The sequence below is a fragment of the Ideonella benzenivorans genome, assembly GCF_020387415.1.
Taxonomy (GTDB): Bacteria; Pseudomonadota; Gammaproteobacteria; order Burkholderiales; family Burkholderiaceae_C; genus Ideonella; species Ideonella benzenivorans.
This window is the reverse complement of the sequence record NZ_JAGWCB010000012.1, coordinates 687,178-702,241: the sequence shown is the minus strand read 5'-3', so window position 1 is coordinate 702,241 and position 15,064 is coordinate 687,178. Positions and strand designations below refer to the sequence as shown.

General features: G+C 68.5%; 12 protein-coding genes. 1 reads left to right on the top strand and 11 read right to left on the bottom strand.

What is annotated here, in order from left to right; translation table 11 throughout:
• Positions 1 to 178: 178 nt before the first annotated feature.
• From KGA65_RS16010 to KGA65_RS15975, 8 genes are all read right to left on the bottom strand, one after another.
• Entirely contained in the window at positions 179 to 565 is a 387-nt protein-coding gene (locus tag KGA65_RS16010; RefSeq protein WP_225864103.1) for a hypothetical protein, read from the bottom strand.
• 120 nt (positions 566 to 685) lie between these two features.
• Positions 686 to 1,063: a DUF4288 domain-containing protein gene (locus KGA65_RS16005; protein ID WP_225864102.1), complete on the bottom strand. Its 378-nt coding sequence runs from the start codon at positions 1,061 to 1,063 to the stop codon at positions 686 to 688.
• A 328-nt stretch (positions 1,064 to 1,391) separates the two neighbouring features.
• On the bottom strand, positions 1,392 to 2,384 hold the full coding sequence (locus tag KGA65_RS16000) for an ABC transporter ATP-binding protein (protein WP_225864101.1): 993 nt from the start codon (positions 2,382 to 2,384) through the stop codon (positions 1,392 to 1,394).
• Positions 2,381 to 3,385, bottom strand: coding sequence for an ABC transporter ATP-binding protein (locus KGA65_RS15995; RefSeq protein WP_225864100.1), 1,005 nt, complete (start codon positions 3,383 to 3,385; stop codon positions 2,381 to 2,383). Before KGA65_RS15995 ends, KGA65_RS16000 begins: the two co-directional genes overlap by 4 nt.
• Complete coding sequence (locus tag KGA65_RS15990; protein WP_225864099.1) at positions 3,382 to 4,251, bottom strand: ABC transporter permease subunit; 870 nt, start codon at positions 4,249 to 4,251, stop codon at positions 3,382 to 3,384. Before KGA65_RS15990 ends, KGA65_RS15995 begins: the two co-directional genes overlap by 4 nt.
• The gene (locus tag KGA65_RS15985; protein WP_225864098.1) at positions 4,244 to 5,254 is read right to left on the bottom strand and encodes an ABC transporter permease subunit; all 1,011 of its coding nucleotides are present in this window, start codon (positions 5,252 to 5,254) and stop codon (positions 4,244 to 4,246) included. Before KGA65_RS15985 ends, KGA65_RS15990 begins: the two co-directional genes overlap by 8 nt.
• Before the next feature lie 4 nt (positions 5,255 to 5,258).
• Positions 5,259 to 6,419 (bottom strand): branched-chain amino acid ABC transporter substrate-binding protein, encoded by a 1,161-nt coding sequence (locus tag KGA65_RS15980; protein ID WP_225864097.1) that lies wholly within the window; start codon positions 6,417 to 6,419, stop codon positions 5,259 to 5,261.
• A 92-nt stretch (positions 6,420 to 6,511) separates the two neighbouring features.
• Complete coding sequence (locus KGA65_RS15975) at positions 6,512 to 8,113, bottom strand: ABC transporter substrate-binding protein (protein ID WP_225864096.1); 1,602 nt, start codon at positions 8,111 to 8,113, stop codon at positions 6,512 to 6,514.
• A gap of 220 nt (positions 8,114 to 8,333) precedes the next feature.
• Between KGA65_RS15975 and KGA65_RS15970 the strand changes: the two genes are divergently transcribed.
• The gene (locus KGA65_RS15970) at positions 8,334 to 10,910 is read left to right on the top strand and encodes an ABC transporter permease (RefSeq protein WP_225864095.1); all 2,577 of its coding nucleotides are present in this window, start codon (positions 8,334 to 8,336) and stop codon (positions 10,908 to 10,910) included.
• Between the two features lie 27 nt (positions 10,911 to 10,937).
• On the opposite strand, the gene KGA65_RS15965 is transcribed toward KGA65_RS15970, so the two are convergent.
• The 3 genes from KGA65_RS15965 to KGA65_RS15955 form a co-directional block, all read right to left on the bottom strand.
• Positions 10,938 to 11,495 carry a chemotaxis protein CheW gene (locus KGA65_RS15965; RefSeq protein ID WP_225864094.1) on the bottom strand — a complete coding sequence of 186 codons (558 nt, stop codon included), beginning with the start codon at positions 11,493 to 11,495 and terminating at the stop codon, positions 10,938 to 10,940.
• A 93-nt stretch (positions 11,496 to 11,588) separates the two neighbouring features.
• Entirely contained in the window at positions 11,589 to 13,136 is a 1,548-nt protein-coding gene (locus tag KGA65_RS15960) for a methyl-accepting chemotaxis protein (protein WP_310740978.1), read from the bottom strand.
• Positions 13,137 to 13,269: 133 nt separating this feature from the next.
• The gene (locus tag KGA65_RS15955) at positions 13,270 to 15,018 is read right to left on the bottom strand and encodes a methyl-accepting chemotaxis protein (RefSeq protein ID WP_225864093.1); all 1,749 of its coding nucleotides are present in this window, start codon (positions 15,016 to 15,018) and stop codon (positions 13,270 to 13,272) included.
• Positions 15,019 to 15,064 lie beyond the last annotated feature (46 nt).

Sequence of the window (15,064 nt, the reverse complement as noted above, 5' to 3'; positions counted from 1 at the left end):
GCTGTAGCCCTGCTGGCGCAGCGCCGCCAGCGTCACGCGGTCTTCAGCTTGCAGCTGCCTGTATCTCATCTTCATCTTCACACCTTACCGGAGGGGCAAGGTGTTGCACTTCGGATTTGAGAACGCCAGGCCTTGCGCGGCATTATGCGTAAGGTCCGGTGGAATGATGGGTTCGGCCTCACTCTGCAAGCGGTGCAAAGGACTTGGGCGTGTGCCCATGACTACCCTGAAGCATTTGAATACGGCGAGTTTGCACCAACTCGGGTGTAGTCGGAACTTCGCTTCCACCAGCGATGCTATTAGCGCACGTGCGAAGCCCTGCGTCCGTTAGTCTCACAATTTTGACACGGCCTACTTTACGCACGAGTTCTAGCCATTTCTTGTCGTTCAACCAATATCCGACAGCGCGTGGACTCATCAGTACATTCAGTATATCTCGGCGCATATCGGCATTGGTTAGAGTATCGACATTGCCTTGAGCCAGATGAAATGCCGCAACGGTTCGTGCGCGGCCGCCAGCCGTCAACGGATTTTCATAGGTGCTAGGTGCAAAGAAAGTGGTCATAGCTTTTTACCTATGAGACTGAAATAGAGATGGTGTCGTGAGGCCGAACGTAGAAGTGAGCGGCCTGCGCGGTCTTTCGCGCAGGTCCGCTCGACTGCCGGGTTGGGCGTCAGCGGACCACTACTGCTGAAGTTCATCTTTCGTCCTTGCACGCTGGCGAATGTTGCGAAGTTTCCGCGGAGCATGTTTCGCCCACATGATTTCCGCTCCATCGGCAAGCTCTTCGTAGATTGGGAGAAGATCTGTGATGCCTTCAAATACGCACCGAACGTCTACGCCGTCTGGTCCACCCTTATAGGGTTCAGTTTCCTTCATGGCCACCTTCACGGCCTTCTCGTAGGCTTCGTTCATGCTGCGGGCCTTGACCAGGATGGTGTTTTCCCAAGTGACAAATCGCTTCTCTGGGTCGTCGTTCCCTTCTTCGGCAAGCTCAATGAATCTCAGCAGGTACGACGCAACATACCAACCATGTGGCGCAACGTTACGGGAGTGAGTCATGACGCCCAACCAGCTATCGACCCCACTTTGCGCCACTAGCAACCGGGATGCTCCTGAACATCCCCGATTGAACCCGCGCCAAGTGGCTGTCTCTGTTGAATTTTCGATGGCCTCTTCGCACGGTATCACTGCGTAACAGAGCGACAAATGGCGCATCGAAACAAAGTGTGTGCGACTCCGTCAAGTTGTGGATGCCGACGGCCAGTCGATGTCCGGGCTTGCTTCCAGCAGACGTTGAGCTATGGCCGCTCCTGGCCGAAAGTGGTCGGCGTTTTTCGCAGACCTCACGGGGCTCAGTTCACCCGTTTCGAATTCGATCAGCGGTGGCTCACCGAAGAGAGTCTGCCCAGCACGCAGCCTCGGTCTGCCCCTCTTCGCCACCTTCCAGCACCGGCCCCTCCACCGCACAGCGCTCAAAGGCCAGCGGGCAGCGGGTGCGGAAGCCACAGCCGCTGGGGCGGGCGATGGGCGAGGGCAGTTCGCCCTGCAGGATGATGCGGGTGCGGCGCTGGGCCGGGTCCACCGTGGGCGTGGCCGAGAGCAGGGCCTGGGTGTAGGGGTGGCGCGGGTGGCCGAAGACGGCGTCGCGCGGGCCGCGTTCCACGCAGCGGCCCAGGTACATCACCATGACCTCGTCGGCCACGTGGCGCACCACGCCCAGGTCGTGCGAGATGAAGAGGTAGGCCACGCCCAGTTCGCGCTGCAGGTCGGCCAACAGGTTCAGCACCTGGGCGCGGATCGAGACGTCCAGCGCGGAGACGGGTTCGTCCAGCACCAGCACGCTCGGCTGCAGCATCAGCGCACGGGCGATGGCCACGCGCTGGCGCTGGCCGCCGGAGAACATGTGCGGGTAGCGGCCGAAGGCCTCTTCGCGCAAGCCCACGCGGGCCAGCATGGCGCGGGCCGCGGCCTCGCGCTCGGCCGGGCTGCCCACCTGGTTGGCCTCCAGCGGCTCCATCAGCGTGCGGCCGATGGTCTGGCGCGGATTGAGCGAGCCATAGGGGTTCTGGAAGACGATCTGCACCTGGCGGCGCAGGGCACGGCGCTGTTCGGCATTGGCCTGGGCCACGTCCAGCCCGTCGATCAGCAGTTGACCGGCGGTGGGCGTCTCGATCATGGTCAGCAGCTTGGCCAGCGTGGACTTGCCGCAGCCCGATTCGCCCACCACCGCCAGCGTGCGGCCGGCCTGCAGGGAGAAGCTCACGCCGTCGAGCGCATGCACGGTGGCCGGCGGCTTGAACAGGCCGCGCGCCACGGGGTAGAGGCGCTGCAGCTCGCGGGCCTCCAGGACCGGCGCGGCGGTTTCAGCAGCGGCGCTCATGCGGCGTTCTCCAGGTTCAGCGCGATGGGCTGGCCCGCATCGTCCAGCGGGGTGTGGCACAGCGCGCGGCCCAGCGCGGCATCGGCCGGCACGGGCTTGGCAGCATGGCAGTGGGCCGTGGCCCAGCGGCAGCGTGGGGCGAACAGGCAGCCAGCGGGCCGGTCGCTCTGGCCGGGCACCACGCCGTCGATGGCCTCCAGCCGCGCGCCGGTGGCACGCTCGGGCAGGGCGGCCAGCAGGGCGTGGGTGTAGGGGTGGTGCGGGTGGGTGAAGAGGGTGGCGGCGGGCTGGGTCTCCACCACGCGGCCGGCGTACTGCACCATCACCCGGTCGGCGGCCTCGGCCACCACGCCCAGGTCGTGGGTGATCAGCACCAGGGCCATGCCGGTGTCGCGCCTCAGGGTCTGCAGCAGGTCCATGATCTGGGCCTGGATGGTGACGTCCAACGCGGTGGTGGGCTCGTCGGCGATCAACAGGCGCGGCTTGCAGGCCAGGGCCATGGCGATCATCACCCGCTGGCACATGCCGCCCGAGAGCTGGTGCGGAAAGGCGCGGGCGCGCCGCACCGGGTCGGGGATGCCGACCTGCTCCAACAGTTCGATGACGCGGGCCTGGCGTTCGCGCCGGCCCAGCGGGGTGTGCTGGGCCAGGGCCTCGCCAATCTGCCAGCCCACGGTGAAGCAGGGGTTGAGCGAGCTCATCGGCTCCTGGAACACCATGGCCACGTCCTTGCCGATCAGGGCTCGGCGCTGGCGGGGCGTCAGGGTGAGCAGATCCTGGCCGTCGAAGACCATGCGCTCGGCGGTGACGGTGGCCGTCCAGGGCAAGAGGCCCATGATGGCCAGCATGGCCACCGACTTGCCCGAGCCGGATTCGCCGACGATGGCCAGCAGCTCGTTGGGGGCGACGCTCAGGTCCACGCCGTCCACGGCCCGGAAGGGCCCGTGGCGGGTGGCGAAGCTGACCGACAGCCCGCGGATGTCCAGCAGGGGCGTGCTCATGTCTTGCGCATCTTGGGGTCCAGGGCATCGCGCAGGCCGTCGCCGGCCAGGTTGATGGAGACCACGGTGATCAGGATGGCCAGGCCGGGCAGGGTGACCAGCCAGGGCTCGGAACGGATGAACTCGCGGGCGTCGGCCAGCATGGTGCCCCACTCGGCGGTGGGCGGCTGCGCGCCCAGGCCCAGAAAGCCCAGGGCGGCGGCCTCGAGAATGGCGTCGGACACGCCCAGCGCGGCCTGCACGATCAGCGGAGCCAGGCAGTTGGGCAGCACGGTGCGGAACATCAGCCGGGCCTTGCCCACACCACCCACGCGGGCCGCGGTCACGTAGTCCTTGCCCAGCTCGGCCTGGGCCGAGGCGCGCAAGAGGCGCACATAGCGCGGCAGGTAGACGATGGTGACGGCGACGATGGTGTTGGTCAGACTGGGGCCCAGCACCGCCACCACCAGGATGGCCAGCACCAGGCTGGGCACCGCCATGATCAGATCCATCGCGCGGGTGATCAGGGTGTCCACCACCGGGCCGAAGCTGACGCAGGCCAGGCCCAGCAGCACGCCGATGACGAAGGAAAAGCCCATCACCGACAGGCCGATGAACAGCGAGACGCGGGCGCCGTAGATCAGCCGCGTGAGCAGGTCGCGGCCCAGGCTGTCGGTGCCCAGCAGGAAGCGGGTGCTGCCGTTGGGCTCCCAGAACGGTGTGGCGCGGACCGCGTCGCGGAACTGGGCGTCCGGGTGGTAGGGGGCGATCAGCGGGGCGAAGATTGCCAGCAACACCACGGTCAGCACCACGGCCAGGCCGAGCACGGCGCCACGGTTCTCGCGGAAGGCGGCCCAGAAGTCCGCCAGGGGATGGGTGTCACGCATGGCGGATGCGGGGGTTGATGAAGCCATAGGTCAGGTCGACCAGCAGGTTGACGAGGATGACCACACCGGAGACCAGCATCACCCCGCCTTGCAGGGCGGGGTAGTCGCGCCGGGAGATCGATTCGATCAACCACTTGCCGATGCCGGGCCAGGAGAAGATGGTTTCGGTCAGCACCGCGCCGGCCATCAGCGCACCCACCTGCAGGCCGATGACGGTGACCACCGGGATCAGGGCGTTGCGCAGCGCGTGCAGGCCCACCACCCGCCAGGCCGGCAGGCCCTTGGCGCGGGCGGTGCGAACATAGTCTTCCGACAGCACCTCCAGCATGGCCGAGCGGGTCATGCGGGCGATGACCGCCAGTGGGATGGTGCCCAGCACCACGCCCGGCAGGATCAGGTGGTGCAGGGCATCCCACACGGCGCCGGGCTGGCCCGAAAGCCAGGCGTCGATCACCATGAAACCGGTCACCGGCTCGAAGTAGAAGTTGATCAGGTCGATGCGGCCGGACACCGGGGTCAGGCCCCAGCGCTCGCCCACGTACATGATCAGCAGCAGGCCCCACCAGAAGATGGGCATGGAGTAACCCGTCACCGACAGGCCCATCAGCGCCTGGTCGTAGAAGCTGCCGCGCTTGGCCGCGGCCATCGCGCCGGCCGGCAGGCCGATCAGCACCGCGAACAGCATGGCGAACAGGCTCAGCTCCAGCGTGGCCGGGAACAGCGTGGCGAACTCGGTCAGCACCTTCTGGTTGGTGGACAGCGAGGTGCCGAAGTCGCCGTGCAGCAGCGCCCACACATAGTCGAGGAACTGCTTCCAGATGGGCTGGTCCAGCCCCAGCTCATGGCGGAAGTAGGCCAGCCGTTCGGCACTGATGCCCCGCTCGCCCACCCGCACTTCCACCGGGTCGCCCGGCACCAGCCGGATCGCCACGAAGGTGACGAACATCAGCGCGAAGAAGGTGGGGATGGTGAGCGCCAGCCGACGCCAGAGGAAGCGCCACATCACGTCACCAGTTGTCGCTGCGGGTTAGCAGGAACCAGCCACCGTTGTTGACCTCGTAGACGCTGACCACGCCGTAGCGCTGTTCGCCGTTGTCGGCAAAGCGCATGCTGCTGGTCACCGGGGCCAGCGGGTCCACCGTCTTGAGCGCGGCCACCAGCTTGGCGCCGTCCACACTCCTGGCCTGGCGGATGGCGGCGGCCAGCACGTAGACGGCGTCGTAGGCATAGTGGCCACCATAGATCGGGTCGTGGTGGGTCTTCTCGCGGTAGCGCTTGAGGAAGGCCTTGCCCCCCAGGAACTCGTCCGCCCCGACGATGGGCGAGGTGGCATACACATGGCCCACCGCGGGGTTGATCTTGAGCGTGCCCTCGGTCTTGATGGTGTCGCCGCCCACGATGCTCATCTTCATGCCCGCGGCGATCAGTTGGTCGGCCAGGGCCACGACCTGGAAGTCGGCCAGCGTGCTGACCAGCACATCGGCCTTCTTGGCCTTGAGCTGGGCCACCAGCTCACCGAACTCGGTGGTCTTGGCGTCGGTGGAGAACTGCAGCACCACGTCGCGCTGGCGGGCCTTGAGCTGGGCCAGTGCCGACTGGGCCAGGCCCTTGCCGTAGGGGGTGCTGTCGTCCACCACCGCATAGGCATGCGGGCCGCCGGGCAGCTGGGCCGCAAACAGGCCCATGGCCTTGGATTGCAGCGCGTCGTTGGCCACCAGGCGGAAGGTGGTGGGCAGGCCCATCTGGGTGTATTCGGGCTGGGTCGAAATGGCCAGCTGCGGCATCATCTTGGCGGCATAGACCGGCGCGGCGGCCATGCTGACGCCGGAGTTCAGGTCGCCGATCACCGCCACCACGCCCTGGTCGATCAGCTGCTGGGCCACCTTCTTGCCGGTGGCCGGGTCGGACTGGTCGTCGGCCTGGATGATCTCGAACTGGACCACCTTGCCGTCGACCTTGAAGCCTTCCTTGTTCAGGTCGTCGGCGGCCATGCGGGCGCCTTCCACCATGTCCTGCCCCAGGGCCTTCAGCGGGCCGGTGAGCGGTTGGGCCACGCCGATCTTGATGGTGGAGGGCACGGCGGGCTGGCAGGCCGAGAGCAGTGCGGACGCGCCCAGGCTCAGGCCCAGCAAGGCGCCACCGGCCAGGCGGCGGAGACGGAGGTTCATGGTGTGACTGCCGAGAAATGGAAAGGGGAAATGAACCGACCCCGGCGCACGGCCGGGGCGTCAGGGAGAGGGCCGCAGGCGCAGCCCCGAACTCACTTCAACTCGACACCGTTGAACTGGTGCGAATTGAACGGGCTCTGCTTGTAGCCGACGACGTCCTTGCGCAGCACCTCATAGACCACCGAGTGGGCGATCTTGAAGTCCGGCACCTCGTCGTGTTCGATGACCTGCATCTCCTTGTAGAGCTTGGTGCGGGCCTTGGTGTCGGTCAGGGTGCGGGCCCGGGTCAGCTTGGCATCGAAGGCCTTGTTGCACCACTTCGAGAGGTTCTGACCGCCCGGACGGGCGGCGTCGCAGCCGTGCAGGAAGAAGAAGTTGTCCGGGTCGCCGTTGTCACCGTTCCAGCCCAGCATGCCGGTCATGTGCTCGCCTTGCTGCAGGCGCTTGCGGTACTCGCCCCATTCGTAGGTGACCAGCTTGGCCTGCACGCCGATCTTGGCCAGGTCGGCCTGCATCATCTCGGCCATGCGCTTGGCGTTGGGGTTGTAGGGCCGCTGCACCGGCATGTACCAGAGGTCGATGGCCAGCGGCGTCTTCACGCCGGCCTTGGCCAGCAGGGCCTTGGCCTTGGCCGGGTCATGGGCGTAGTCCTTGATGGCGTCGTCGAAGGCCGCCATCGTCGGCGGGATCAGGTTCTTCGCCGCGGTGCCCGCGCCCATGTAGACGTCCTTCAGGATGGCCGCCTTGTCGATGGCCAGCGTCAGCGCCAGGCGCACGTCCTTCTTGTCCAGCGGCGGCTTCTGGGTGTTGAAGGCCCAGTAGGCCACGTTCAGGCCAGGCAGGCTGATGACCTTGAGCGTCGGGTCCTTCTGCATCTCGGGCAGGTCGGCCGGACGGGGGAAGGCGCTGATGTGGCATTCGCCCGCCTTCAGCTTGGAATAGCGCGCGGTCGCGTCGGTGGTGATGGCGTAGACCAGGCTGTCGACCTTGGCCTTCTCACCCCAGTAGCCGGGGTTGGCCTTGTAGCGGATGACCGCGTCCTTCTGGTAGGCCACGAACTGGAACGGGCCGGTGCCCACCGGGATTTGGTCGAACTGCTCCTTGCGGTTGCCCTTGGCCAGGTAATCGGCGTACTCGGCCGAATGGATGGCGGCGAAGTCCATCGCCAGGTTGGCCAGCATCGTCACGTTGGGCTGCTTGAGGGTGAGCCGAACCGTGTAGGGGTCGAGCTTCTCGACCGACACCAGGTCGTCCTTCAGCCCCATGTCGGCGAAGTAGTCGTACTTGCCGCCGGACACCTTGGCGTAGGGGTGATCGGGCTTCCACTGCCGATCGAAGCTCCAGAGCACATCGTCGGCGTTGAAGTCCCGTGTCGGCGTGAAGCCATTGACGCCGCTGTGGAACTTGACGCCTTTGCGCAGCTTGAAGGTGAACACCTTGCTGTCGGGCGACACGGTCCAGCTCTCGGCCAGGCCGGGCTCGACCTTGGTGGTGCCGCGGGCGAACTGGGTCAGGCGGTCGTACACCGGCCGGGCCGCGTCGAAGCTGGTGCCGGTGGTGTTGAGGGCCGGGGTGAAGTTCTCGGGTGAGCCCTCGGCACAGTAGACGAGGGTCTTGGCGCTGGCGGCGGTGCCGCATGCGATCAGGGCCGCCAGGGCCAGGGCCGACCGCAGGGTCGGGCGGTTCACGGTCATGCAGAGATCTCCAGGACAGTTGTGCCGTCGGGGTGGGGCCGTCCACCGCCGGCAGGCAGGTCTGCGCAGCACGGCGGGCCGGTCCCAGGCTGCGGGCGATTGTGCTCCGGTTCGGAGCGGGGTCGCCCGGCCGCGGGGGGGGCAAGCGCAAGCATATGCAAGTTTCAGGCCCTGCTGGCCGTGGCGACGGGCTTCATGCGAATCGTGTACCGTGCCCGTCATGCCTTTGGATGACATTGCTGCGGCCCCGGCGGCCGCCCCCGACGAATCCCATGCGCCCGGCCTGTGGCGCCTGGCCTGGCGCCAGCTGTGGCTGGACTTCCGGGCGGGTGAATTGCGGCTGGTGGGGGTGGCCGTGGTGCTGGCGGTGGCCGCACTGACGGCGGTGGGTTTCTTTGCCGACCGCCTGCAAGGGGGGCTGCGCCGGGACGCGGCCCAGCTGCTGGGGGGCGACCTGGTGGTGCGCGCCGACCAACCGCTGCCGCCGGCCTTGGCCGAGACGGCCCGCCGGGCCGGCTTGAGCGTGGGCCGCAACGCGGTGTTTCCCAGCATGGCGCGGGCCGACGACGCCCAGGGCGGTGCCAGCCGCCTGGTGTCGGTCAAGGCCGTCAGCGCCAACTACCCATTGCGTGGTGCGCTGCGCCTGCAGGACAGCCCGCAGGGCGTGGCCCATGCCGGCGGGGCGCCCGCGCGCGGCCAGGTGTGGGTGGATGCCGCCGTCACCGAGACGCTGGGCCTGCGGGTGGGGCAGGACCTGTGGCTGGGCGATGCGCGCCTGCGCATTGGCGGGTTGATCGTGACCGAGCCGGACCGCGGCACGGGTTTTCTGTCCTTCGCGCCGCGGGTGATGCTGCGGGAGGAAGACCTGCCGGCCACCAGCCTGATCCAGCCCGCCAGCCGGGTCACCTACCGGCTGATGGTGACGGCCGCGCCCGGGCAGGCACAGGCGCTGGCGCGTTACGCGGACTGGGTGCGCAGCGTGCTGAAGGCCGAGGACCGGCGCGGCGTGCGCCTGGACACGCTGGAGAACGGCCGCCCCGAGATGCGCCAGACGCTGGACCGCGCCGACAAATTTCTGAACCTGGTGGCCCTGCTGGCGGCGCTGCTGTCGGCGGTGGCGGTGGCGATCGCGGCCCGTGACTTTGCCCAGCGCCACCTGGACGATTGCGCCATGCTGCGGGTGCTGGGGCTGTCGCAAGGCCGCATTGCCGGCACCTACCTGGGGGAGTTCGCGGTGTTGGGCCTGCTCGCCAGCGCGACCGGCGTGGCGCTGGGGGCCGGGCTGCACCTGCTGTTCGTGCGCCTGCTGGCCGAGCTGATCCCCGCCACGCTGCCACCGGCCACCGGCTGGCCGGTGCTGCTGGGCTTCGGGGTAGGCTTCACGCTGCTGCTGGGCTTTGGCGTGCCGCCGGTGCTGCAGCTGGCCAAGGTGCCGCCGCTGCGGGTGCTGCGGCGCGAGATGGGCAGCATCCGCCCGGCTTCGGCCGGGGTGCTGGCGGCGGCGGCCCTGGCCTTTGGCGCCCTGCTGGTGGTGGTGGCCCGTGACCTGACGCTGGGTTTCATCGCGGTGGGCGGCTTTGCGGCGGCGCTGGCGCTGTTCGCCGGGCTGTCCTGGGTGGCGGTGCGGTTGCTGGGGCGGCTGGTGCCGGGGGCCGGGGCGCCGGACTGGTTGGTCATCGCCACCCGCCAGGTGGCGGCGCGGCCGGGTTTCACAATGCTGCAGGTGTCGGCCCTGTCGGTGGGCCTGATGGCGCTGGCGCTGCTGGTGCTGTTGCGCACCGACCTGATTGCCAGCTGGCGCCAGACCACGCCGCCAGACGCGCCCAACCGCTTCGTGATCAACATCCAGCCCGACCAGGCGGCCGACTTCCGGGCGATGCTGGGGCGAGCGGGCGTGACCGGCTACGACTGGTACCCGATGATCCGGGGCCGGCTGCTGACCATCAACGGTGCCGAGGTGGGGCCGCGCTACGCGGCCAACGACGAGGCCCGCCGCCTGGTGGAGCGGGAGTTCAACCTGAGCCACGCCGGCACGATGCCGGCCCACAACCTGTTGGCGGCCGGCCGCTGGCAGGCGGGCGCGAAGGACGGCCTGAGCGTGGAGGTGGGGCTGGCCGAGAAGCTGGGCCTGAAGCTGGGCGACCGGATGCGCTTCGACATCAGCGGCCAGACCGTCGAGGGGCGGGTGACCAGCCTGCGCAAGGTGGACTGGGGCTCGATGCGGGCCAACTTCTTCGTGATGTTCCCGCAGGCCGAGATGCCGGAGCTGCCGGCCACCTACATCGCCGCCTTCCGGGCGCCCGCCCAGCCGGGTTTCGACAACGCGATGACGCAGCGCTTTCCGAACATCACGGCGGTGGATGTGTCCGCCGCGCTGGCCCAGGTGCAGCAGGTGGTGGACGAGGTGATCCGCGCGGTGGAATACCTGTTCGCCTTCAGCGTGGCCGCCGGGCTGGCGGTGCTGTTCGCGGCGCTGGGGGCGACGCGCGAGGCGCGTGCGCATGAGTTCGCGGTGATGCGCGCCTGTGGCGCCAGTGGCCGCCTGCTGCGGCGGGTGCAGGCGGCGGAGCTGCTGGGCCTGGGGGCGCTGGCCGGGGGCCTGGCCACCCTGGGCGCGGTGGCCGTCGGCTGGGCGCTGGCGCGCTTCGTGTTCGACTTTGCCTGGGCGCCATCGCCCGCCGTGCTGTTGCTCGGCATGGTGGCGGGCGCGGCGCTGGCGCTGGCCGCCGGCTGGTGGGGCCTGCGCGAGGTGCTGCGCCGGCCGGTCATGGAGACGCTGCGCCGGGCTGCGGAATGAGGCGGGGCCCGGTGGGGGCCCCGGGGATCAGACCAGGCTGTCTTCGATCAGGCCCATGTCGGCCGAGCTCATCAGCGCCTGGATGTCCATCAGGATCAGCATGCGGTCGCCGACGTTGGCAATGCCGGTGATGAAGGACATGTCGACATTGGCGTTCATGGCCGGAGCGGGCTTGATGGTGTCGCCGCCCAGTTCCAGCACGTCGGACACCGAGTCCACCACCGCGCCGACCACGCGGCCCTTGATGTTCAGCACGATCACCACGGTGAAGGCATTGAACTCGGCGGTCTCACAGCCCAGCTTCACCCGCAGGTCGATGATCGGGACGATCACGCCGCGCAGGTTGACCACGCCCTTCAGGAAGTCGGGCGAGTTGGCGATGCGGGTGGGCGCTTCGTAGGAGCGGATTTCCTGCACGCGCAGGATGTCGATGCCGTACTCCTCACCGCCCAGGCGGAAGGTCAGGTATTCGCCGTGGCCGGCCGTGGTCGTGCCGGCACTGGCGGCGGCGCGGGCCTGGGCCCCCTGCAGGGTGCGGGCGGTTTCCTGACGGGCGGCTTGGGCAACGTCGGTGATCATGTCCATGGTGGCTGTCCTTGGCTTCGTGCCGGTAGGGGCGCGCGCAACGCGCTTGGTCGGTTTATCGGTTGGCGGGGGCGGGAATGTAGGGAATTTCTCTCAGGTCAAACCCTGTTCCAGGCGGAAGGTGGCCACCACCCCGGAGAGTTGGTGGGCCTGTTGCTTGAGGCTGTCGGCCGCGGCGGCGGACTGTTCCACCAGGGCGGCGTTCTGCTGGGTCATCTGGTCGAGCTCGTTGACGGCCGAGCCCAGCTCGCCGATGCCGGTGCTCTGCAGCCGGGTCGAGGCGCTGATCTCGTCGATGATGCGGCTGACGTGCTGCACCGAGGTCACGATCTCGGTCATGGTCTGGCCAGCGTCACGGGCCTGGCGGGTGCCGTTCTCGATCCGGTCCACCGAGCTGCCGATCAGGCTCTTGATTTCGCGCGCGGCCTCGGCGCTGCGCTGCGCCAGGCTGCGCACCTCGCCGGCCACCACCGCGAAGCCGCGGCCCTGCTCCCCGGCGCGGGCGGCTTCCACCGCCGCGTTCAGGGCCAGGATGTTGGTCTGGAAGGCGATGCCATCGATCACGCCGGTGATGTCGGCGATCTTGGTCGAGGACTGGTTGATGTCCTCCATCGTGGCCACCACCTGGTGCACCAGGCTGCCGCCGCGTTCGGCCACCTGGGTGGCGGTCTGGGCCAGCTGGCTGGCCTGCTGGGCTGATTCGGCGCTGTGGTGCACGGTGCCGGTCAGGGTCTCCATCGAGGCCGCGGTCTCCTGCAGGTTGCTGGCGGTGTGCTCGGTGCGCTGGCTCAGGTCCAGGTTGCCGTTGGCGACCTCGCTGCTGGCGGTCAGGATGCTGTCGGCACTGTGGCGCACCTGGCCCACCAGCCGGCGCAGGGCCTGCTGCATGTCGCTCAGGGCGGCAAAGAAGTTGGCCACCTCGTCGCGGCCTTCGCGCGGCAGCTCGCCGCTCAGGTCACCGGCGGCGATGCGGCGGGCCGCCTCGCTGGCCTGGGCCAGCGGGCCGACGATGGAGCGCAGGGTCAGCACCATCATCACGCCCACCACGCCCAGCACCACCACCAGCAGACCGAGGCTGGCGCCCATCTGCACCTGGGTGCGGGTCTTGGCGGCCTCGCGGGCGGCGTCGGCCTGGCCGCGCGAGCGCTGGACCCAGGTGTCGATCGCCTTCTGGGCCGTGTCCAGGTCGCCCTGGGCCTGGCCGGCGTAGGCATAGGCCGCGCTGGCGTCGATCTTGGCGTCCACCACCTGCTGCAGCACATCCTGCAGCGCGGTCACATGGGCCTCGAAGCCCTTGATGCCCTCGGCCAGCCCGGCCTCGCCGGCCATCGGCTTGAGGTCGCTGCGCAGCGTGGCCACCGTCTTCTTCCACTGCTGGAAGAACTCGTCGGCGCTGACGGTGTTGCTGCCGTTGAGCATCGTGGCCTGCTCCAGCCGCTGCAGCCGTTCCATCGAGAACAGCACGCCGTGTGCCAGATCGACGCTGTGCAGCTGCTGGGCCATCAGTTCGTCCCCCTGGACCCGCACGCTGCGGATCGTCCAGAGCGACCAGAGCACGACGGCCAGCATCAGGATGCCCAGCGCGCCCAGACCGGCGGTCAGGCGCAGGCGGATGGTGAACCGACGGAGAAAGTGATTCACTGCGTTTCCCACGACAAGAATTGGTAAGGGTTATCACCGTTCATCGGCGGCATTCGGGGGGACTTGAGGTGCCCGTGCGCGCGCCGAAAAGCACACCGGCCACCTGTGGGTGGCCGGCGCGGGGAAGACAGGATCAGAAGGTTTCCCAGTCGTCGTCAGAGGCAGTGGCGACGGTGGCCGCCTTGGGGGCCGGGGCCGGGGCCGCAGGCGCCTTGGCGACCGGAATGGCTGGCTGGGCGGCGGGTGCGGGCCGTGCTGGGACCGTGGCCAGGGTCGGGGCCGGTGTGGGGGCGGGTGCGGCCACGGCGGGTGCCGCGCTGCGGGCCGTCGTGGCGGTCGCGCCACCCAGGTGGAAGCGGGCCACCACCTCGTTGAGGCGGCCGGCCTGGTCCTTCAGGCTTTCCGCCGAGGCGGTGGACTGTTCGACCAGGGCCGCGTTCTGCTGGGTCATCTGGTCGAGCTGCACGACGGCGACGTTGACCTGGTCGATGCCCTTGCTCTGTTCGCTGGCGGCGGTGCTGATCTCCTGGATGATGTCGTTGACCCGCTGTACCGAGCTGACGATCTCGTTCATCGTGGCGCCGGCGTCCTGCACCTGGCGGGCGCCGTTCTCGACCTTCTCGACCGAGGCGCTGATCAGGGTCTTGATCTCGCGGGCGGCTTCGGCGGAACGGCCGGCCAGGCTGCGCACCTCGCTGGCCACCACCGCGAAGCCACGACCCTGTTCCCCGGCGCGGGCGGCTTCCACCGCCGCGTTCAGGGCCAGGATGTTGGTCTGGAAGGCGATGCCATCGATCACGCCGATGATGTCGGCGATCTTGTGGCTGGAGCGGTTGATCTCGTCCATGGTGTCGACCACCTGGGCCACCGCGTCACCGCCGCGGCGGGCCACCTGGGCGGCCGAGTCGGCCAGTTCGCTGGCGTGGCCGGCGGAGGTGGCGCTGTCACGCACGGTGGCGGTCAGTTCCTCCATCGCGCTGGCCGTCTCTTCCAGGTTGCTGGCGGTCTGCTCGGTGCGGCTGCTCAGGTCGGCATTGCCCGAGGCCACTTCCTGCGAGGCCATGTGGATGCGCTGCGAACTGTCACGCACCTCGCCCACCAGCTGGCGCAGTGATTTCTGCATGTGGTCCAGGGCCTGCAGCAATTCGGCCGTCTCGTCCCGGCCGGTGGCGTGGATGTCGCGCGTCAGGTCGCCCTGGGCAATGGCCAGCGCGATGTCGCGGGCATGGTGCACCGGCAGCGTGATCGAGGCCGAGTTCAGCAGCGTCATCGGCAGCACGACCAGCAGCACGGCCAGCATTGCGGCGCCGAAGATCCAGCCCAGCCGGGTCATCTCGGTGGCAAAGCGTTCCTGGGCGGCGGCGATGTCCTGGTCAACCAGCGTCTGGATCCGGTTGACACCGTCCTCCGCGGCCTGGAGCTGTTCACGCGCGGGCTGGAGCTTCTGGTCCAGCGCGGTGCTGTCTTCGGCGCTGCCACTGGCGCTGGCGAGCACGCCATCGGCGGCGGCCAGATAGGCGTCGACCTTCTGCAGCGCGTCGCGGGCGACGGCGTTGTTGGCGTCGTCGTCACCCTCCAGCAGGGCCTTGAACTGTTGCTGGAGCTGGCGCGTCGCCTCGCTCCAGTGCTGGCGGTGGGCGGTCACGGTGTCCGCGGCCGCATGGTCGATGACGATGCTCTTCTCGAAGTGGCGGACCTGGCCGAGGGCCGTGCGGATCTCGCCGACGTTGTGCAGTTCCTTGACGGAGTGCTGCATCAACTGCTCGTTGACGGCCGACAGGCGGCTGCCGCCCCAGAACGTTGCCAGCCCGACGAGGGCAAACAGGCCAAGCACCGCGGCAATGGCACCCTGCATCCGGAGTCGGATGGTGAAACTTCGCATCCAATGCATCATGGTGAGGGGGGTCTTTCGCTAGATTGCACAAGGC